Source organism: Leifsonia xyli subsp. cynodontis DSM 46306 (assembly GCF_000470775.1).
Taxonomy (GTDB): domain Bacteria; phylum Actinomycetota; class Actinomycetes; order Actinomycetales; family Microbacteriaceae; genus Leifsonia; species Leifsonia cynodontis.
Map to the genome: position 1 here is coordinate 1,486,684 of NC_022438.1, position 19,760 is coordinate 1,506,443.

16 protein-coding genes, 1 tRNA gene and 1 pseudogene are annotated in these 19,760 nt (G+C 67.2%); 8 read left to right on the forward strand and 10 right to left on the reverse strand.

Translation table 11 applies throughout. The annotated features are described in order from the left end of the window. The first annotated feature begins 150 nt into the window (after positions 1 to 150). Positions 151 to 798 carry a hypothetical protein gene (locus O159_RS07070; protein ID WP_021755073.1) on the forward strand — a complete coding sequence of 216 codons (648 nt, stop codon included), beginning with the start codon at positions 151 to 153 and terminating at the stop codon, positions 796 to 798. Between the two features lie 20 nt (positions 799 to 818). On the opposite strand, the gene nadE is transcribed toward O159_RS07070, so the two are convergent. Continuing rightward, a complete protein-coding gene (nadE, locus tag O159_RS07075) occupies positions 819 to 1,658 on the reverse strand; it encodes an ammonia-dependent NAD(+) synthetase (protein ID WP_021755074.1) in 840 nt (279 codons plus the stop codon). 38 nt (positions 1,659 to 1,696) lie between these two features. Next, positions 1,697 to 2,551, reverse strand: a complete 855-nt coding sequence (locus tag O159_RS07080) for a LysR substrate-binding domain-containing protein (RefSeq protein ID WP_043993612.1) — start codon at positions 2,549 to 2,551, stop codon at positions 1,697 to 1,699. A 174-nt stretch (positions 2,552 to 2,725) separates the two neighbouring features. Between O159_RS07080 and O159_RS07085 the strand changes: the two genes are divergently transcribed. The 3 genes from O159_RS07085 to O159_RS14495 all read left to right on the forward strand — a co-directional run bounded on the left by O159_RS07085 (position 2,726) and on the right by O159_RS14495 (position 4,601). Beyond that, the gene (locus tag O159_RS07085) at positions 2,726 to 4,030 is read left to right on the forward strand and encodes an MFS transporter (RefSeq protein ID WP_043993614.1); all 1,305 of its coding nucleotides are present in this window, start codon (positions 2,726 to 2,728) and stop codon (positions 4,028 to 4,030) included. A 45-nt stretch (positions 4,031 to 4,075) separates the two neighbouring features. Continuing rightward, a tRNA-Arg gene (locus tag O159_RS07090) sits at positions 4,076 to 4,148 on the forward strand. A 171-nt stretch (positions 4,149 to 4,319) separates the two neighbouring features. After that, on the forward strand, positions 4,320 to 4,601 hold the full coding sequence (locus O159_RS14495; RefSeq protein WP_144267585.1) for a hypothetical protein: 282 nt from the start codon (positions 4,320 to 4,322) through the stop codon (positions 4,599 to 4,601). Between the two features lie 1,204 nt (positions 4,602 to 5,805). Here O159_RS14495 and O159_RS07095 read toward each other — a convergent pair. The 3 genes from O159_RS07095 to O159_RS07105 all read right to left on the reverse strand — a co-directional run bounded on the left by O159_RS07095 (position 5,806) and on the right by O159_RS07105 (position 8,084). Next, positions 5,806 to 6,474, reverse strand: coding sequence for an RES family NAD+ phosphorylase (locus tag O159_RS07095; protein WP_021755078.1), 669 nt, complete (start codon positions 6,472 to 6,474; stop codon positions 5,806 to 5,808). Next, positions 6,464 to 6,841 (reverse strand): hypothetical protein, encoded by a 378-nt coding sequence (locus O159_RS07100; protein ID WP_043993615.1) that lies wholly within the window; start codon positions 6,839 to 6,841, stop codon positions 6,464 to 6,466. Before O159_RS07100 ends, O159_RS07095 begins: the two co-directional genes overlap by 11 nt. A gap of 439 nt (positions 6,842 to 7,280) precedes the next feature. Beyond that, complete coding sequence (locus O159_RS07105; RefSeq protein WP_021755080.1) at positions 7,281 to 8,084, reverse strand: hypothetical protein; 804 nt, start codon at positions 8,082 to 8,084, stop codon at positions 7,281 to 7,283. 183 nt (positions 8,085 to 8,267) lie between these two features. Here O159_RS07105 and O159_RS07110 point away from each other — a divergent pair. Beyond that, a pseudogene (locus O159_RS07110) lies at positions 8,268 to 9,266 on the forward strand (IS481 family transposase). Here O159_RS07110 and O159_RS07115 read toward each other — a convergent pair. From O159_RS07115 to O159_RS07135, 5 genes are all read right to left on the reverse strand, one after another. Beyond that, on the reverse strand, positions 9,263 to 9,979 hold the full coding sequence (locus tag O159_RS07115; RefSeq protein ID WP_021755081.1) for a type 1 glutamine amidotransferase: 717 nt from the start codon (positions 9,977 to 9,979) through the stop codon (positions 9,263 to 9,265). The pseudogene O159_RS07110 and the gene O159_RS07115 overlap by 4 nt on opposite strands. Further along, positions 9,976 to 11,250: a MurT ligase domain-containing protein gene (locus O159_RS07120; RefSeq protein ID WP_021755082.1), complete on the reverse strand. Its 1,275-nt coding sequence runs from the start codon at positions 11,248 to 11,250 to the stop codon at positions 9,976 to 9,978. The genes O159_RS07115 and O159_RS07120 overlap by 4 nt, the downstream gene beginning before the upstream one ends. A gap of 4 nt (positions 11,251 to 11,254) precedes the next feature. After that, the gene (locus O159_RS07125) at positions 11,255 to 12,592 is read right to left on the reverse strand and encodes an RNA polymerase sigma factor (RefSeq protein WP_043993618.1); all 1,338 of its coding nucleotides are present in this window, start codon (positions 12,590 to 12,592) and stop codon (positions 11,255 to 11,257) included. A 146-nt stretch (positions 12,593 to 12,738) separates the two neighbouring features. Then, positions 12,739 to 14,115 carry an MFS transporter gene (locus O159_RS07130; protein ID WP_021755084.1) on the reverse strand — a complete coding sequence of 459 codons (1,377 nt, stop codon included), beginning with the start codon at positions 14,113 to 14,115 and terminating at the stop codon, positions 12,739 to 12,741. Between the two features lie 37 nt (positions 14,116 to 14,152). Continuing rightward, complete coding sequence (locus O159_RS07135) at positions 14,153 to 15,070, reverse strand: proteasome assembly chaperone family protein (protein ID WP_021755085.1); 918 nt, start codon at positions 15,068 to 15,070, stop codon at positions 14,153 to 14,155. A gap of 103 nt (positions 15,071 to 15,173) precedes the next feature. Between O159_RS07135 and O159_RS07140 the strand changes: the two genes are divergently transcribed. The 3 genes from O159_RS07140 (at position 15,174) to sucB (ending at position 19,699) form a co-directional block, all read left to right on the forward strand. After that, entirely contained in the window at positions 15,174 to 16,664 is a 1,491-nt protein-coding gene (locus tag O159_RS07140) for a leucyl aminopeptidase (RefSeq protein WP_021755086.1), read from the forward strand. A 104-nt stretch (positions 16,665 to 16,768) separates the two neighbouring features. After that, positions 16,769 to 18,142, forward strand: a complete 1,374-nt coding sequence (gene lpdA, locus O159_RS07145) for a dihydrolipoyl dehydrogenase (protein ID WP_043993620.1) — start codon at positions 16,769 to 16,771, stop codon at positions 18,140 to 18,142. An 87-nt stretch (positions 18,143 to 18,229) separates the two neighbouring features. Next, positions 18,230 to 19,699, forward strand: coding sequence for a 2-oxoglutarate dehydrogenase, E2 component, dihydrolipoamide succinyltransferase (sucB, locus tag O159_RS07150; protein ID WP_021755088.1), 1,470 nt, complete (start codon positions 18,230 to 18,232; stop codon positions 19,697 to 19,699). The last annotated feature ends 61 nt before the right edge of the window (positions 19,700 to 19,760 follow it).

The window sequence follows — 19,760 nt, forward strand, 5'->3', positions numbered from 1 at the left end:
TCCTGCCTGCGGACGACGGTCATGCTCACCCGACTAGCGGGTAGACCTCAATATTTCAGCCTCGGCGCGTCTTCCGCAAATCGAGAATGGATGCGCGACACAGCGGGCGAACTGCCGGACGGACGCCCACGGCGCAGTTAGCATCGCGGCATGCACTGGTGGAATGACTTCGTCGCTTGGCTCCTCTCCCCGGCCGCTCGGCCGGCGATCTTCTCTGCCGCGGTCCTCGGGATCACACTGACCGTCTCCGGGCTGCTGGCCGCGTGGATCGGCCGCAGCGCTCTCAAAGGGCTCCTCCGCCAGACCGACCGCCAGCAGAAGGCGAGCGCCATCGCAGCGCTGATCGACGCGGCCACCGAAGCGTCGGTGTGGAATTCGCTGACGCCGGGCGAGCAAGTGCTCTCCGACCGCGCCGTCGGCCAGGCGGACATCCTGGTGCGTCTGCTCCCGCTGAAAGGCGCGAGCGTCACCGCGAACTGGTCCGCCCACCAGCTGGCCGAGATGAAGCGGGCCTCGGCCACGTTCGGCTACCAGCTCGACCCGGCGGTCGCCGAATTCCGCGACCGGCTCATCGAGTGGCAGAACAAACCGCGCCGTGCGCGCAAGATTTTCCAGAGCGACCTCGAACGCTGGCGTTTCGAGACGGTCGAGACCGAGCAGTCGCTCATGGCCAAACAGGACGCCTGGGTCGCCCAGCAGCACCACGATCAGTACGCGAGCGCCGCGGCCGCCCCGTTCACGGCGGCGACAGCCGGCGACACCGCGCCGACGCCGCGACGGGACCAGCCCGCGGCATAAGCCATGGCCGGGCGCTACGCTCATCGGCCGAAGCCGCCGCCGGTCCACCAGTCGTCGAACATGCTCGCCGGGACGCGGCGCTTGTGCTCGGTCGCGAGATACCGGGTCTCGATCGCGATAGCGACCTGCTCGGCGACATCCTTTCCTTCGAGGAAGTCGTCGATGTCGCTGTAGCGCAGGCCCAGATTGGCCTCGTCCGTCTGACCGGGGCTCTCATCGAGGAGATCCGCGGTCGGAGCCTTCTCGGAGAGGCGCGCCGGAGCGCCGAGGTGCTGCAACAGGGCGCGGCCCTGACGCTTGCTGAGTCCGCTCAGGGGGAGCAGGTCCGCTCCACCGTCACCGTACTTCGTGTAGAAACCGGTGACGGCCTCGGCGGCGTGGTCAGTTCCGACGACGAGCAGACGGCGCTCACCGGCGATGGCGTACTGGGCGACCATGCGGACGCGGGCTTTCACATTGCCCTTGGTGAAGTCGGTCATATCGTCGCCCACCGCATCCCGGTACTCGTTCTCGACGCCCTCGACGCCCCGCTGGATGTTGACGGTGACCGTGCGCTGGGGGCGGATGAAGCCGAGGGCGAGCTGCGCGTCGTCCTCGTCGTGCTGCACGGCATAGGGCAGCCGGACGGCGATGAACTCCGCCGCCACGCCCTCCTCAGCCAGCCGCTCGACGGCCAGTTGGCAAAGCCGCCCGGCCAGCGACGAATCCTGTCCGCCGCTGACGCCGAGCACGAAGCCGGAGGCCCCGGCCGCTTTGAGGTACCGGACGAGGAAGTCCACCCGCTCGGCCACTTCGGCGGCGGGGTCGATGGTCGCGCTGACGTTCAGCTCGTCGATGATTCTGGCCTGGAGATCACGCATGGGGACAGAGTAGCCTCTCGCTGGCACCCGGGGCGCGGTCAGGGGACGCGGGTGACGGCGCGGGCGAGGATGGCGGTGGTGAGGGCATCCACCGGCTCACGCGCGGCGGAGGGATTCGACAGCAGCGTGAAGTCGACGTGGCCGAGTTCCGGGAGCTCGAAGCGGTTGGTGACTTTGATGAGGTCGGTCGGGATCAGCGAGCGAGGGAAAACCGCCACTCCCAGACCTGCGCGCACGGCCGCGAGCACACCGTTCACCTCACGCGTGTTGCAGGTGATCCGCCAGGTGCGCCCGGCCGACTCCAGCGCGTCGATGGTGATCTGACGGCTGAGGCTCGGCCCCTGGTAGACGATCAAGGGCACCGGCTGCCCGGGTTCCAGCCCGGTCTTCTCCTGCCCCATCCACACCAGCTCGTCCGTCGCGACGACGGTTCCCTCGGTCGTGCCGGGGTTCTGCTTGATGAAGATGAGGTCGAGCTGGCCAGCTTTCAGACGGCGGTGCAGCGGACCGGACTGGTCCACGGTCAGCTCCAGGTTGACCTGCGGGTTCTGCTGCCGGAAATGGCGAAGGATGCGAGGCAGCGTCGTGATCGCCAGATCGTCGGCGGCGCCGAACCGCAACCGGCCGCGCATCGCCGAACCGCTGAAATAGCGATCGGCCTCGGCGTGCGCGGTCAAGATAGTGCGGGCGAAACCTGCCATCGCATCCCCGTTGTCCGTCAGCCGGACCTCGCGCGTGTCCCGCGCGACGAGCTGCCGTTTGGCCGCTTCTTCCAGACGGCGGACATGCTGACTGACCGTGGGCTGGCTGATCCCCAGCCGGCCCGCCGCACGCGTGAAGCTGCGCAGATCGGCGACGGCCAGGAATGTGCGGAGGAGGACCGGATCGAACATCTCACCATCCATTCGGAAAATCAATGGGAGTTATAGGTTGAATTCTCTGAAACAATACCGCGGATTCTCTAGGTTGGAAGACAGAACTCGACGCACGTCCATACGGAACCAGGAACGCAGGAAAGACAGCTCGTGACGAACTCCACCGCAGCAGCGGCCCCGCCCACCGGCCCCATGCTCATCCTCAGCGCTCGCCCGCCGTGGCGCGAGACGTTCGTCTCGCTGCGGATCCCCAACTACCGGAGATTCACCGCTGGCAATCTGGTCGCCAACACAGCGGCGTGGATGCAGCGGATCGCGATGGACTGGCTCGTCCTCCAGCTCTCCGGGAGCGTCGCGGCCGTCGGTGTCACGGTCTTCATGCAGTTCGCCCCGATGCTTCTGTTCGGGCTCTGGGGCGGCGTGATCGCCGACCGGCATTCGAAGCAGCGGCTCCTCATCATCACGCAGTCCGCCTCGGCGGCGCTCGCGGCGCTCCTCGCCGTCCTGACCCTCAGCGGCACGGTCGAGGTCTGTCATGTGTACCTCATCTCTTTCGCACTCGGGCTCGTGACCGTGGTCGACAACCCGGCCCGGCAGGTGTTCGTCAACGAACTCGTCGGCCCGCGCCACCTGCGCAACGCGATCAGTCTCAACTCCTCGATCTTCCAGCTCGGCGGGCTGATCGGCCCGGCGCTGGCCGGCCTCATGATCGCCGCGGTCGGCGGCGGCTGGTCGTTCGCGATCAACGCGGTCGCCTGCCTCGCGGTCGTAGCTGCGCTGCTCGCCCTGAGGAAGGGCGAGTTGCACCACTCCCCCGCCGCGCCCCGCGGAAAGGGCCAGCTGGCGGAAGGCATCCGCTACGTGCGGCGCAAGCCCGTGATCTTCTGGACCGTCGTCATGGTCGCGGTGCTCGCGGTCTTCGCGTTCAACATGCCGGTGTTCCTCGCGGCGTACGCGAACGAGGTCTTCGACGCAGGAGCCCAGGGCTACGGGATCTTCAACGCCCTTGTCGCGGCCGGCGCGCTGGCCGGCGCGCTCTCCTCCACCCGCCGGACCTCGGTGCGACTGTCGACGGTCATCGGCACAGCGGCGACGCTCGGCATCGTGCAGACACTCGCGGGCTTCGCTCCGGACGAGGTCGCGTTCAGCGTCCTGCTGGTGGGCATCGGCGTGGGGAACCTGCTGTTCATCACGGCGGCGAACTCGCTGGTGCAGATGTCGTCGAACGTCCAGATCCGCGGGCGGGCGATCTCCGTCTACATCCTCGTCTTGCTCGGCGGGCAGGCTCTCGGCGGGCCGCTGATGGGGTGGGTCGTGGAAGCGCTCGGACCGCACAGCGCGATGGCGGTCTCGGGCCTCGTGCCCACGGCAGCCGCGATCGTGGTGGGGCTGCTGATCGCGCGGGGGACGAACCTGCGGCTGCGGCTGCGACGGAGCGGACGGATGCCGGTGGTGACGATCGTGACCCGGGCGGGCAAAGCCGGCCCGACGCTGTAGCGACCAGCCAGGCGTGCGGTGCGGCTACGGTATCGTGGACCACGCGCCCCCGTAGCTCAGCGGATAGAGCAGGAGCCTTCTAATCTCTTGGTCGCAGGTTCGATTCCTGCCGGGGGCACCCAATGTTCGATGTTCGAACCTGCGACCAAATGAATGGGTCGGCGGTTGGAGCGTCTGCCCTTTTGATGGCCTCTTGTTGTGCTCGCTGGTCGAAGTAGAGGCTGAAGGGTTTGGCGGTCACTGAGCCGGTCTCGCCGTTCTCGCCAATGAGGATTTTGGTGAAGAATGCTTGGTTCGCGAGTCGGCGGGTTTGTGGGTCGGCGTTGGTGTAGATGTCGGCGATGTCGGTGGCGAGTGTGAGGCAGGCGTCGATGTGGGTGCGTGCTTCGGCGTAGTCGTTGTGGTGCTCGGCCAGGCGGGTGTCGAGTGTTTCGAGCTCGCCGCAGAGGCGGTCTTCGAACTTCGCGAACTGGTCGAGGGTGAGCGTGTCGGCCAGGCGCGCTTCGATGAGGCGGTCCTGTTCGGCGACGAGCCGGCCCCGTCGGGCAGTCACTGTGTTCGCTTCGGTTGATGCGGAGGCGGTGAGCCGGTCGAGTTCGGTAGTGAGCATGGTTCGGAGCGCGTCGCGAGTGGCTGGTGTGAGTTGGATGCGCCGGTAGTAGTCAGCAACCAATTCTTCGACTTGAGTAACGTGCATGGCTTGGCGGGTGCAAACAGCACCGATCGGACGTCCAGCCTGGACGCTGAACTCTTAGGGCTTACCAGATCTGTCACGGTATGGGAAAACTCGGCAGATGCGGGGTGCAGGGTGGCCAATCCTTCCCAGCCGTTCGGGCGGCGATCATCATCCCGCCATTCCGGCACTCTCGGGGGGAGAAGCTTATGACGCTCCCGAAACCACAAAAGTAAGGAAAAAATTATGTCTGTTTTTCACTCATCTGAGTTGGCTCCACGTACTGTCGCGACGCGATTCCGGCGTCGGCACCAAGTTGCCACCGTAACACTTGCCCTTGGCGCTGCTCTCCTCGCCATCGGCGCGACCGGAATTGCACCATCTGCAGAAGCAGCGTCACTGCCGAGCGTTAGCCTGTACCCGGGTGCTAGCGGTCCTACCAGCAATGTGGTCGCGACCAATGTCCCAGCCGGGACTCAAGCCTTCTGGGTTGAGTCCTACTAATTTCCTTAGCCCCACACAAATGCCGATGTGTGTAGCGTCCCCCGGCGGTGTCACTGTCGTCTTCAAGGTCGCGAAAAGCGTAAGAGCATTGTCGATCACCCCGACCAATCGGGCGCGTTGCTCCGACCCTCGGAGCGACAAGAGACCTCGGAACGAACAGACCGACATCGCCCCACTCTCTGATCGTGACTCGCACTGGGATTTCATCAACAGGAGCAAACCCATCTGGGAAGGCCAGCCTAAATAAGGGTCGCCAAGTCCGATTGGTAAAGCCTTTAACCTAAGCGCTGTGGAAGTGTCGGGCCGTGAGCAAGTCACGGCACCTCCACAGCGCTTTATCGTAGGGGACTGCACCCTAAAAATACTGTCCGGTAGAGCGGTCGCGCGACGAGATAATGGCCTGCCCCTGTTCGACACTCGTCTCGGCTTCGAACTGCTCTGTTGCCTTACTTTGCCAAGCACTGGTGCCCTGCTCGCCGTCCCTCGGCCTGGCGGAGCTGATCTGAAGTGCGACTGGGCTCATCCGCCGAACGTGAAGGAGCTCGCGGCCGCAGACGGCTCAGCGCTTGCGGTGGAGGCATGGACCGGAGCTCAGTAGTCAGCAGATCGCCATGCCGAACAGGTCGAGAACCGCACGAAGAGCCCGGTCCGTGATCTGGAGATCGTGGGTCGCGCGGAGTTCGACGGGCGTGCCGTCGAAGATCGCCCAGCACTCGAAGTCTCCGAGCCGTGACACATAGCGGATACCTGCGCAGAGCGGTTGACCGTGCTCGTCGGTGCGCGAGTAGAGCCAGCTGGCGATCCCGCGCGTCAGGAGACGACTGGGCCCGCGGACGTCAGCGACGTCGAGGTTCTCGAGCTCCTGATGACGCAGCACCGACGCGGCCTCGCGGGTGAGGTAGGTGTGCGTGGCGGTCGCCTCGAGATCCACGAACGGGAGCGACCCGGTGACCTCGAACTCCCGCAGTCGGCGGGTGGTCAACCAGGAAGCGGGCACCTCGCCAGGCCCCACTCGGTCGGTCTCGATCTGCGAGAACGCGCCGATCATCGAGGCCTTCGGCCGGAAGCCAGCGAGCGTCTCAGCGAAGCCACCCTCCGGGGTGGTCGCCCCGTAGAGGACGCCGGCGCCGGGGATGTCGAACCAGTTCCCGGCACGCTCGTTCATGACGTCGACCGGGTTGAGCTGAGAGAAGCGGAGGGCCGGGTCGATCCGTTCGACTCGCCAGAGTGGAGACGGCGCGGTCAAGAGGGCGAGCTCAGCCGGCATTGACGAACGCGCGCGCGGCGGCGATGACGTCGCGGACACGTCCCTCGGCGATGACCTCAGCCGGTGCCGCGTCCTCCAACTGCGGATTCATCCCGATGAACCACGCCCGCACGACCTCATCGGGATCGACCTCCGCCAGGAGCTCGACGACCTGGAAAGTGTCGCGCAGCAGGCGCTGCTCATCCAGCGGCGGCTTGGCGTCACCGGAGATCCACCGAGACACCTGCCGCGGCGTCTTGCCGGTGATGATCGCCACGAGGTCGCGTCCGAGCACCTCCTGCAGGCGCGCGACGATCGCCGGCGACGCCGACTCCACCGACGCCTTGTGCGCCGCCCGCCCCAGGGGGCGCATTGCCAGATCCGTCATAGCACCAGCATACCAAAAAGTCGCCCATCTAGTCAGTTCTAAGTCACTTGATAAGTCACCCAAAAAGACCGACAAGTCATCATATTTCAGTTCGTGTGCAACAGGCTCAATGGGATCACATTCAGCCTTATCTCTACCGCACTCGCGAAAACCCCCTCTCCCCCGACCACCTCTCCGGCACCCCACTCGGACGCCTCGAAGCCACAAACCAGAACAACTTAGAGAAGAAAGAATGATCGACATCGCAACCACAGCGCCACCCGGATACTGCGACTACAGGGACTTGGCCTGATGGAAGTGGCGTCCCGGGCCCGACCAGCCGGAACGGACCTCCAATGCAGCTTGTTCCCGCGCCGTGGTCGCAGCGACCCCATAACCCCACGCAGCCCGGAAACGACCGAGGCGTCGCAGATAAAGGGGAGGCTTGAGAAAACGGAGCTCAGAGTACGATACGGCGTGATCGTAGGGCACGTTTCGTTTCTGTCTCGCTCCGTGGTGATTGTCCGTCGAGGAGTTGGCTGTGTAGTCGCTCGAGCAGCGCTGGCAGGCTTGCCGCGGCGATTTCGGGTTTGAGTCTCTGTTGAAGTTGTCGTTCTTGTGCGGGGGCGAGCAGGTCGCGTCCGATGGGGGCTGCGTGTTGGATAGCGTAGAGCAGGACCGCCCGGAGGGGCTCGGACAGCGGGCGTGGTGTGGGGACGAATCGTCCGCCCTTTTCCAGACGTCGTATGGTGGCGCACAAATGAAAGAGCGCTGCGTACTGTTCCGCTTCTGTCTGAGGTGTTCGGACAGCGATTATCGCGGTGCTAAGCCTGCTTTCCAAAGCGGCTGCACGTTGGTACGAGTCCCTGTTGGCGAGCAGGAGTGCGTTGAGGATCAGTGCGCCCGCCGCTAGCAGAATCGGGAGTGCCGTTACGAGCGACGCACTGGATACGAGGAGCACCGCGGCGACGGACCCCTCAAAAATGGCGGCGCAGAAGGCGAAGACGGCGACCGTTCGTAGCCACATGGGCTCGTCCCAGGAGCGAGCAACGATTAGAGGTGGCGTCGTCAGAATCATCACCACAGCGAAAGGAACGGATAGGAGCGCAAGTAGCGCGATGACGATCAAGTTTGGTTGTGTGTGAGGGACGAACATGATGGCGCCGGCGCCGAAGGCCAACAACAGCATGACAGCAACAAATGCGACGAGCGCAGAATCGACCCCACCGATATCGACGAGGAGGCCAAACGATTGGGATACCACCGGACACGGGTTTCCTTCCTCATGACCACCCCCTACCGGCGCCCTCAGACGTTGAAGACGGCTCCGCTAGGTTGTGCTGCTCAGGGACGTTGGTTGAGGTGTGACGCGATAGATGGGTGAGGACCTCCCGGTCGAGAGTGGGGCTGTCTAGTTTCCCTGCACTCGATGACTTAGGAGGTCCTCGTGACCCACGCTAATGCTGCTTTGACTCCTCGCGAATGCCTCCGCCTGGCCCGCCAAGTCGTCGACGACGGCTGGTCCGTTGCTGCGGCGGCGACCTACTTCCGAGTGTCCTGACGCACCGCGGACCGATGGGCTCGTCGTTACGTGGAGATGGGCGAGGCGGGAATGCTGGACCGTTCGTCACGGCCGCATCACAGCCCGAACAAGACCCCGCGAAGACTGGTCCGCAAGGTCGTGCATCTGCGGTGGAAGAAGCGGCTGGGACCAGTCGGTATCGGCGCCCAGCTCGGCATGCCCGCCTCGACCGTTCACACGGTCCTCTCCCGGTGCCGGATCAATCGGCCCAGCCACGTCGACGTCCGCACCGGCGAACCCGCCCGCCGCTACGAGCACGAGCATCCCGGATCGATGATCCACGTCGACATCAAGAAACTCGGCAACATCCCCGACGGTGGCGGCTGGCGCTACGTCGGACGTCTCCAGGGAGAGCGGAACAAGGCCATCACCGCGAAGCGGACCGGGAAACACGGGATCACCGGCGACATGATCACCGGCACAGCGTTCGTTCATACCGTCATCGACGATCACTCCCGTGTCGCTTACGCCGAGATCCACGACGACGAAACCGCCGCCACTGCAATCGCTGTTCTGCGTCGAGCGGTCGGCTGGTTCGCCAGCCGTGGCGTCACCGTCGAACAGGTGCTCTCCGACAACGGCTCCGCATACCGCTCATACGCCTGGCGCGACGCTTGCGCCGAGCTCAGCATCCAACCGAAACGCACCCGGCCCTACCATCCGCAGACGAACGGCAAGATCGAACGCTTCCACCGCACCCTCGCCGACGGCTGGGCATACGCCCGGCACTACAACTCCGAATCAGCCCGCCGCAACGCACTCCCGGCCTGGCTGCACTCCTACAATCACCACAGGCCCCACACCGCCATCGGCAGCCAGCCACCCATCAGCAGATTGACCAACGTCCCTGAGAAACACACCTAGAGCGTCGCGCCCAGCCGGTCCGCGATCGCCCGGCGCGCGTTGGCGGCGTAGCGGTCGACGCGCTCGGTCTGCGGGACCGGGGGGAGTTCGGCGCGCAGGGCCCTCGCCAGCATCCGGTCCGCCAGCGCCGGGTTCATCGGCAGGGCGGGGCCGTGCAGATGCGTGCCGATCGCCGCGCCGAGCACGATCCCCTCGGTGCCGTCGCCGTTGCCGTCGCCGCCGACGATCCGGCCGAGCGGCTCGCCGCCCTCCAGAGTCGTCACCGCCGAGTGGTTCTCGAAACCGGCCAGTGCCGTGCCATCGGCCGTGCGCACGACCGCCTCCGACACATACCGCTTCGCGCCGAGCACGGCCCGGGTCGGGAAGACCTCCGCGCCGCCGAGCGTCTCACCGTCCGGGGTGACCAGCTCGCGGCCGAGCAGCTGCCAGCCGCCGGCGATCGCCAGGATGGGGACCCCGGCATCCCGCCACTGCCGCAGCCGCGGTGCGATGCGCAGCACATCGTCGTGGACGGCGCGCTGCGACGACAGCGGTCCCGAGCCGATGTGGATGAGGTCCACACTCGCCGGCAGCTCGCCGCCAGCGGAGTGGCCCACGGCCTCGGCCTCGACGCCGCGCCACCGGGCACGTTCGAGGAGGGCGTGTACATTGCCCGCGTCGCCGTTGATGCCGAGCTCGCGCGGGTACAAGTGCAGGATGCGCAGGAGGCTCATTTGTCGCCGCCCTCCAGGTCCAGGAAGCCGAGCTGCTTGCGGATCAGCATCATCTGCTCGTAGTTGACGATCATGGTCTTGGCGCCGCGGGCCGGTTTCGGGAGCGCCAGGAACGCCTGCAAGGCCGGCTTCGGCTCCGGGATCACCTGGGCGACCTCGATGCCCGCGTAGGCGAACCTCGTGGCGAACTGCCACGCTTTCGTGCCGGAGACGATGTCGACGTGCCGCAGCTTGGAGAGGTCGATGTCATAGACCCAGGACGGATCGGGCGTGCCCTCGTCGACGGCGACGAACACCTGTTCGGGGGTCTCGCTGAGATAGTCGAGATTCAGCTGGAGACTCGGCGGGTTCTTCATCATGATGATCTCGATGTCCTCGTCGCCGACCCGCAGCGTCTCGCCGCGACCATAGACCGTGCGCAGCGCGCCCATCGCAGCGACGACTGCGGCGGGGCTGAACTCCGCGCCGAGGAGACGCCGCGCCATCGCGGTCGCGGCGGCCGCGTCCACCGCATAGTGGAGGCCGCGCGCGGGCAGCCCGATCCGCACGGATTCGCCGCCGATCGTCAGCTGGGCGCTCTGCTGCTCCAGTTCGCTGACGAACACGCTTGGAACGGGGAGCGGGGCGACGGGGGCGACGGAGAGGTCTTCGACGTTCGCGAGGCCGTTGGGCGAAGACTCGATGATCGCGGGGGCGACGGCGAAAGTGGACACGTCCCGGCCGGCGGCCCTGAGCTCGGCGCCGACCCGGGCCAGGCTGTCGTCGTCGGCGTTCACGACGACGAACTCGCGGGAACGGTCGGCGATGGTTCGCAGCATCCCGATCACCCGCGTCGGCTCGAAGAACCGGTTCAGCTGGTCGATCTGCACATTGAGGAGCAGCGAGCCGCGCGGCTTCAGAACGGTCGCGAGGTCCACTCCGTACGCCTCGTCCACCTCGATCACGCCGACATCGCCGCGCACAAAGCCGTCGAGCGGAACGTCCGCGAGGAGCGAGGAGGCGATCCCCTGCGGCAGATTACCGCCGGACGGGTTCGTGAAGACGCTCAGGCCGTGCTCGCGCAGGATGGCGGCGAGCATGTTCGTGGTGGTCGACTTGCCGTTCGACCCCGACACGAACACGACGCCGAGCGGCAGCCGGCTGACGGCGCGTTCCAGGAAGGCAGGCGCGATCGCGAGGGCGACCCGCCCCGGCACCGCGGAGCCACCTCCCCGCAGACGCAGCAGCCAGCGGGCGAGGCGGCCAGCGATGACCGCCACACGATAGCGCACCGGTTTACTCGAGGTAGTCGCGCAGCGACTGCGAGCGGGACGGGTGGCGCAGCTTCGCCATCGTCTTCGACTCGATTTGGCGGATGCGCTCGCGCGTCACGCCGAAGGTGTCGCCGATCTGGTCGAGCGTCTTCGGCATGCCGTCGCCCAGACCGAAGCGCATGCGGATCACGCCCGCCTCGCGTTCGGAGAGGGAGTCGAGCAGGCTCTCCAGCTGCTTCTGCAGCATGGTGAAACCCACGGCATCCGCGGGGACGACCGCCTCGGTGTCCTCGATCAGGTCGCCGAACTCGCTGTCGCCGTCCTCGCCGAGCGGGGTGTGCAGCGAGATCGGCTCGCGACCGTACTTCTGAACCTCGATGACCTTCTCCGGGGTCATGTCGAGCTCCTTCGACAGCTCCTCGGGGGTGGGCTCGCGGCCCAGGTCCTGCAGCATCTGGCGCTGCACGCGAGCGAGCTTGTTGATGACCTCGACCATATGCACCGGGATGCGGATGGTGCGGGCCTGATCCGCCATCGCGCGTGTGATGGCCTGACGGATCCACCAGGTCGCGTAGGTGGAGAACTTGAATCCCTTGGTGTAGTCGAATTTCTCGACGGCGCGGATCAGACCGAGGTTGCCCTCCTGGATCAGGTCCAGGAACTGCATCCCGCGCCCGGTGTAGCGCTTGGCCAGCGAGACCACGAGACGCAGGTTGGCGCCGAGCAGGTGGCTCTTCGCGCGCTGGCCGTCGCGGGCGACCCACCTCAGCTCGCGCTCGAGCTCGCGAGGCATGTTGGGCGTGTTCGCCAGTCTGTCCTCGGCGAAGAGGCCGGCCTCGATGCGCATGGCGAGTTCGACCTCCTCCGCCGCGTTGAGCAGCGGGACCTTGCCGATCTGCTTGAGGTAGTCCTTGACCGGGTCGGCGGTCGCGCCGGTGATCGTGGTCGAGTAGACGGGGATGTCGTCGTCTTCGTCGACCGCGCGCAGCACCAGCGCATCGGTCGGCAGCGGCGCATCGGCCGCGGCCTTCACGGCTGCGGCCTCCCCGGCAGCGCCCGAGGGGGCGTCATCGTCCGCCTCCTCGACGTCGTCCTCCGCTTCCCCGGCGTCATTGCCCTCGACCGCGTCGTCCGTCTCGGTGTCCGTGGGCTCGTCCTCGTCGATGTCGACCGCGGCGTCCTCGTCGCCGGCGCTGCCCTTGGGCTTGGCCGCTGTCTTCTTCGCCGCCTTCTTGGCGGCAGGTTTCTTGACGGCGGGTTTCTTGGCGACGGGCTTGGTCGCTGTGGAGGCGGAGGTCTCTTCGACCACGTCCCCCTCAGCCTTCGTAGCTGCACGGGTTGCCATGTGAACACCTTTCATACCGAGCGGAGGACCGATGGTGCGCCGGTCACGGCTGGCTGAGGTCGCGCGCGGACATTACTAAGACCCATGTCAAGTTTTGAGGCTTCATGCCGGGCACCATCGAGTGCTCCAGCCCACAGAACGTGAACGGGTCCAGTAACCAATTATTGCACGTTCTCTGCAAGCCCTTGACCACCGGACCTGGTCGTTTCCCGCTCAACATTGCGGCCGCCCCTCCGCCGCCACACATTCACCAGAGCAACCCACAGCGGCCCCACTTCTATTCCCTCGTCCTCCTGCAGCCGCCGCCGGGTGCGGCGGCGAGCGTGCAGCAGAAACCCCACGCCGACACCGACGATCAGATACTGGACGGCGAAGGCCCACCGGAACGAGTCGAGGGCGTAGAGCCCGGCCTGCGTGCGCGTGTGGTTCTGGGCGTCCAGGACCAGCCCGATCAGGAACATCATCACGAAACTCGCGAGGAACCCGCCCACATTGACGATGCCGTTCGCCGAGCCGAGGCTGCGCAGCGGATTGGAGGTCCGCGCGAAGTCGAAGCCGATCAGCGACCCCGGCCCACCGATGCCGAGCGCGATCAGCACGAGGAGGAGCATCCAGGTGGGCGGCACACCCGGCCACAGCAGGAACACGCCCCACACCATCGCTGTCATCGCGACGATCCCGAGCACGAGGTTGCTGCGCCGCAGCGGGAACCGTGCCGTGAGCAGGCCGAGCAGCGGACCGGCGATCAGGCCGGCGACGACCGGGACGATCAGGAGCCCGGACGCCTCGGCCCGGTCGATGCCGAGGGCGAACACCATGAACGGCAGGCCCCACATCAGGCTGAACACGGTGCCGGGCGACTGGGTCGCGAAGTGCGACCAGAATCCCAGCTGCGTCCCCGGGCGCGCGAGGCTGATTCGGAGCTGACGGAGCGAGTCCGCCCAGCTCGCCGGGCGCGGCCCCTCGCTGGACCCGACCGGCCGGTCCGCGATCGCGACCAGAATGCCGATGAGCGCGATCAGGGAAAGGGAAGCCGCGGACAGGAACGCCGTCGTCCACCCCGACTGGTGCAGCAGCAGCGCGAACGGGATGGCCGAGAGCACCTGCCCCAGCTGGCCGATATTCCCGCTCCACTGCGAGAGCTGAGGCACGATCCGACCCCGGAACCACGACGTGACCAGCCGTATGAGAGAGGTGAAGACGGTGGCGTCGCCCGCCCCCACCAGGATGCGTCCCAGTATCGCGACAGCGATCGACGGAGCGAGAGCGACCGTGACCTGGCCTGCGACCATCAGAGCCGTTCCGGCCAGCATGAGCCAGCGGGACCCCACACGGTCGATGAGCACGCCGACGGGGATCTGCATCCCCGCGTAGACGATGAGCTGCACGACAGCGAGCGTGGAGAGCACCGCCGCGGAGACGTGGAAACGCTCGGTGGCGGAGACACCGGCGACGCCGATGCTCGTACGCTGCGTCACCGCGATCAGATACGCGAAGACACCGACCCCGAAGATGAGCCAGGAACGACGGGAATTCACCCGACGATCATAATGCCCGGGGACGTGGCCGCCCGGGCTAACGGTCGCCGCGCGAATTGTCCTCGTCGCCGCGCCGGCGGAAGGCGAGGAAGTTCTCCAGCTCGGCGGCGATCTCGTCCGCGCTCGGCAGTTCGCCGTCGCGGTCGGTCAGCGGCGAGCGTGGCTGGTTGTCCTCCATATAGCTGTCGTGCCGGTTCTCCAGTGTGCCGACGAGCCGGCCGAGCTCGGCGTTCCCCGCGACCTGCTCGTCGATGTTCGTGACGAACTGGCGGTCGTCTTCGCGCAGTCGATCGGTCGGGAAGATGAGCCCGGTCGCGACGCTGATGCTCTCCAGCCCCGCGATCACGGCGGCCGGGTACTCGGCGTCGGCCAGATAGTGCGGAATGAGGAGCACGAACCCGGCGATCGGATAGGAGAGCTTTTGCAGCCGGAACTCCAGGAGGTGCAGAGCGTTCGCCGGCACCTGAGTCTGCGGTTTCCAGATCGACATCGCCTCGATCAGCTCAGCGCGGTTGCCGCTGACCGTCACACCGATCGGACGCGTGTGCGGGACCGGCATCGGGATGGCATGCACCCAGGTGACGCTCTTCACACGGAACCGCTCCATCAGACCGAGAATGGCCTCCGTGAACGCCTCCCAGCGGAAGTCCGGCTCGAAACCAGAAAGCAGCAGAAACGGCTGGTGCAGCTCATCGTAGACGAGGTACAGTCTGAGCGTCGAGGGCTGGTAGCCGTCCAGGTGGTCCTGATCGAAGTAGATGATCGGACGGCGGGCCCGATAGTCGAGCAGGATGTCCGCGTCGACCTCGCTGTCCAAAGTGCCGAGCAGATATGTGCCGAGCTGGCTCACGCCTGAGCCGGCGTCCGCGAAGCCGGTGAGGCCGGCCACCAGGGGCAGCCCGTCCGGCACCTCGAGGGCGGAGGTGAGCTCGAACAGTTCGCTAGGGTCTCGCATGCCTCAACTCTAAAGCGCGCCGTCAGCACGGGCGCTGCACACAGCGCTGTCCCAGCACGCCCACAGCGAACACCGCCCGCAGCTGACGGGCTAGTGTCATGGCATGACCCCTCCCTCGCTCTCGCTCAGCGCCTCCGCTCCGTCCACCCCCGCCTCCACCGATGTCCTCGTGCTCGGCGCCCGCTCGGACAGCGACGGGGTGACCGTTCTCTCCGCCGGCGCGCGCGACGGCCTGGCGGCGGAGCTCGCGGCCGTCGGATTCTCCGGCGGCAAAGACGAGCTGGTCCGGCTGCCCGGCGCCGGGGGCGGTCCCGCGCTCGCGGTCGTGGGGCTGCCGGACGAACGGGACGAGGACGCGTTCCGCTACGCCGCCGGAACCGCGGTCCGGCAGCTGGCGGGCGTCCAGCGCGTCGCGCTGGCGCTCCCGACGGAGACCGACGCGCAGCTCGGGGCGACCCTGGAGGGCGCCGCGCTCGGCGCCTACGCCTACACGGAGTACCGGGAGAAGACCAAGGCCGGCGTCAAGGAACCAGTCGCGGAGATCCAGGTGGTCGGGCGCAGCGCCGAAGGGGAGGCGCTGATCGCCCGGGCCGCCACCGTCGCGGAAGCCGCCGCGCTGGTCAAGGATCTCGTGAACGCCCCGCCCCTCGACCTCTACCCCGCCACCTTCGCCGACCGTGTCGAAGCGCTCGCGGCGGACCTGCCCGTATCGGTGGAGGTGTGGGACGAGACCAGGCTCGCCGCGGACGGCTTCGGCGGCATCCTGGGCGTGGGCCAGGGCTCGGCCCGCCCGCCGCGACTGGTCAAAGTCGTGTACTCCCCCGACAGCGCGACCCGGCACCTCGCCCTCGTCGGCAAAGGGATCACCTTCGATTCGGGCGGTCTCTCCCTGAAACCGGCCTCGGGCATGGTCGGCATGAAGTACGACATGACCGGCGCGGCCACCGTCCTCGCCGCGGCGCTGGCCGCCGCGACGTTGCGCCTCCCCGTGCGCGTGACCGCGTGGCTGTGCCTCGCCGAGAACATGCCGTCGGGAACCGCCATCCGCCCGAACGACGTGCTGCGCATCCGCGGAGGCCAGACGGTCGAGGTCCTGAACACCGATGCCGAAGGCCGGCTCGTGCTCGCCGACGGCCTGGTCGCCGCCAGCGAAGAGCGCCCGGACGCCATCGTGGACGTCGCCACCCTCACCGGCGCCGCGCTGGTCGCGCTCGGCACGCGCTATGCCGCCGTCATGGGCTCCGACGACCTCGTCGCTGACGTCATCGCCGCAGCGAAGGCGTCCGGCGAGCTCCTGTGGCCGATGCCGCTCGCGGGCGAGCTGCGCGCCACGATCGCCTCCGATGTCGCCGACATCGCGAATGCCAACCCCGGGAACACCGCGGGCGGGATGCTGCTCGCGGGCGTCTTCCTCCAGGAGTTCATCGGCCGCAGCGGCGATGACGAGGACTCTCCGCGCATCCCGTGGGCCCACCTCGACATCGCCGGGCCGGCGAAGGGTCCGAGCGCTCCGTACGGTTTCACCGGCAAAGGCCCGTCCGCGGTGAGCGTGCGCGCGCTCATCCGATTGGCCGAGGACATTTCCGGGAGGTAGTAGGGTCGTAGACGCAGGAAAATCCTGCCAATGCAACGCCTGTCACGAGTCACCCCTCCTGGCAGGATCGTGTCACGAATCCTGATGCGCGAGGGAGTAGCTGGGTGTCTGAGCAGAACTTTGACATTGTGGTGCTCGGCGGTGGGAGTGGAGGCTACGCAGCGGCGCTGCGTGCGGTCGAACTCGGTTTCACCGTCGGCATGATCGAGAAGGACAAGGTCGGCGGCACCTGCCTGCACCGCGGCTGCGTTCCGACGAAAGCGCTGCTCCACGCAGCCGAGGTCGCCGACTACTCCCGGGAGGCGGGGAAATACGGCATCGTGACGCAGATGCAGGGCGTCGACATCAACGGTGTCACCGAGTACCGCCAGGGCATCGTCACGAAGAAATACAAGGGCTTGCAGGGACTGGTCAAGGCCCGCGGCATCACGGTCATCGAGGGCGAAGGCCGGCTGGTCTCCCCGACCGCCGTGCAGGTCGGCGAGGACACGATCGTCGGCAAGAACGTCATCCTGGCCACCGGGTCGTTCTCGCGCAGCCTCCCCGGCCTCGAGATCGGCGGCCGTGTGATCACCAGCGAGCAGGCCCTCGAGCTGGACTTCGTCCCCCAGAAGGTCGCTGTGCTCGGCGGCGGCGTCATCGGCGTCGAGTTCGCGAGCGTCTGGAAGTCCTTCGGCGCCGATGTGACCGTGATCGAGGCCCTCCCCCACCTGGTGCCCAACGAGGACGAGTCGATCAGCAAATCGCTGGAACGCGCGTTCCGCCGCCGCGGGATCGACTACCGCCTGGGCGTCCGCTTCGCGGGCGTCAGCCAGCACGAGAACGGCGTCGTGGTCTCGCTCGAGGACGGCAGCACCGTCGAGGCGGAGCTGCTTCTCGTCGCCGTCGGCCGCGGCCCGCTCACACAGGGCCTCGGCTTCGAGGAAGCCGGCATCGCCCTCGACCGCGGCTTCGTCGTCACCGATGAGCGCCTGCGGACCAGCGCCCCGGGCGTCTACGCCGTCGGAGACATCGTCCCCGGCCTCCAGCTCGCGCACCGCGGCTTCCAGCAGGGCATCTTCGTGACCGAGGAGATCGCGGGCCTGAACCCCGTCGTCATCCCTGACGTCAACATCCCGAAGGTCACCTACTGCGACCCCGAGGTCGCCTCCATCGGGCTCACCGAGATCAAGGCGGTCGAGCAGTACGGCGCAGACCGGGTCACCAGCTACGATTACAGCCTCGCCGGCAATGCGAAGAGCGAGATCATCGGCACGAACGGCAGCGTCAAGGTCGTCCGCGTGAACGACGGCCCCGTGGTCGGCGTCCACATGATCGGAGCGCGTGTCGGCGAGCTCATCGGAGAAGCCCAGCTCGCGGTCAACTGGGAGGCCTACCCCGAGGACATCGCCCCGTTGATCCACGCACACCCCACTCAGAACGAATCGCTCGGCGAAGCGTTCCTGTACCTCTCGGGCAAGCCGCTCCACACCCTCTAATCCATCCGCCGGCCCCGTCTCCCCAACCGGACGAGGGTGCGGCTGCAATAAACTACTCAACACTCAGGTTTTGAAGGAGAAAAGCTCATGAGCGAATCCGTCAGCCTCCCGGCGCTGGGCGAAAGCGTCACGGAAGGCACGGTCATCCGCTGGCTGAAGAACGTCGGCGACCATGTCGACGTGGACGAGCCCCTACTCGAGGTCTCGACCGACAAGGTCGACACCGAGATCCCCTCCCCCGTCTCCGGCGTCATCGAAGCGATCCTGGTGCAGGAGGACGAGACCGTCGAGGTGGGCACCGCTCTGGTCACCATCGGCGACGGCTCCGGAGCGGGAGAGCCCCCGGCGGCGCCGGCCGCTGAGACAGTCCCGGCCGTTGAAGCCGCACCCGCCTTCTCCGCTCCCGCCGCGCAGGAGAACACCGCTGCTCCGGCCGTGCCCGCACCCACGCCGGAGGCCGCCCCGGCTCCCGCGCTACAGGCCGACCCGGCTCTCGCCGCCGCCGCACCGGCACCGGTCGCCGCTCCCACGGAGCAAGCCGCACCGGCGTTCGCTCCGGCGCCGACAGCCACACCGGCACCAGCACCCGCCGCCGCGCCCGCGCAGCAGGCCGCGCCGACGGCCGCGGCCGCCCCGGCGCCGGGCGGCGCGCACACCGGCAACGCCGGCTACGTCACGCCGATCGTCCGCAAGCTCGCGAACGAGCAAGGCGTCGACTTGTCCGTGGTCACCGGAACCGGTGTCGGCGGGCGTATCCGCAAGGAAGACATCCTCTCAGCTGCCACTCCCGCCGCAGCGGGCCTGGCGGCGGCCGCTCCGTCACCCGCCGCGGAGGTGTCGCCGCTGCGCGGAACCACCCAGCCGATGTCGCGCCTGCGCAAGGTCGTCGCCGAGCGCGCCGTCGTGTCGATGCAGTCGACCGCTCAACTCACCTCGGTGGTCGAGGTCGACGTGACCAAGGTCGCTGCACTGCGCGACCGCGTCAAGTCCGACTTCCTCGCCAAGACCGGAGTCAAGCTCTCCTTCCTGCCGTTCTTCGCTCTGGCCGCGGCCGAGGCGCTGAAGACCTACCCGGTCATCAATGCGACGGTGGACGGTGACAACATCGTGTATCCGGACCAGGAGAACATGTCGATCGCCGTGGACACCGAGCGGGGTCTCCTCACTCCGGTCGTCCGCAACGCCTCTGAGCTGGATCTCGCCGGCCTCGCCAAGGAAATCTCGGACCTCGCCGAGCGCACCCGCGACAACCGCCTCAAGCCGGACGAACTGGCCGGTGGCACGTTCACGCTGACCAATACGGGTTCGCGCGGCGCGCTGTTCGACACTCCGGTCGTCTTCCTCCCGCAGGTCGCGATCCTGGGGACCGGGATCGTCACCAAGAAGCCGGCGGTGGTCTCGGCAGACGGCACGGACTCGATCGCGATCCGCTCCACGGTCTATCTCGCCCTCTCGTACGACCACCGCATCGTCGACGGTGCGGACGCGGCCCGCTTCCTCGTCGCGGTGAAAAACCGTCTCGAGGGCGCCGACTTCGAGGGAAGCCTCGGACTCTAGTCGCCCGCATCAGGCGGACACCGCCCAGCGCCAGCCGGCCCCGCTCCTCACCAGCAGGAGC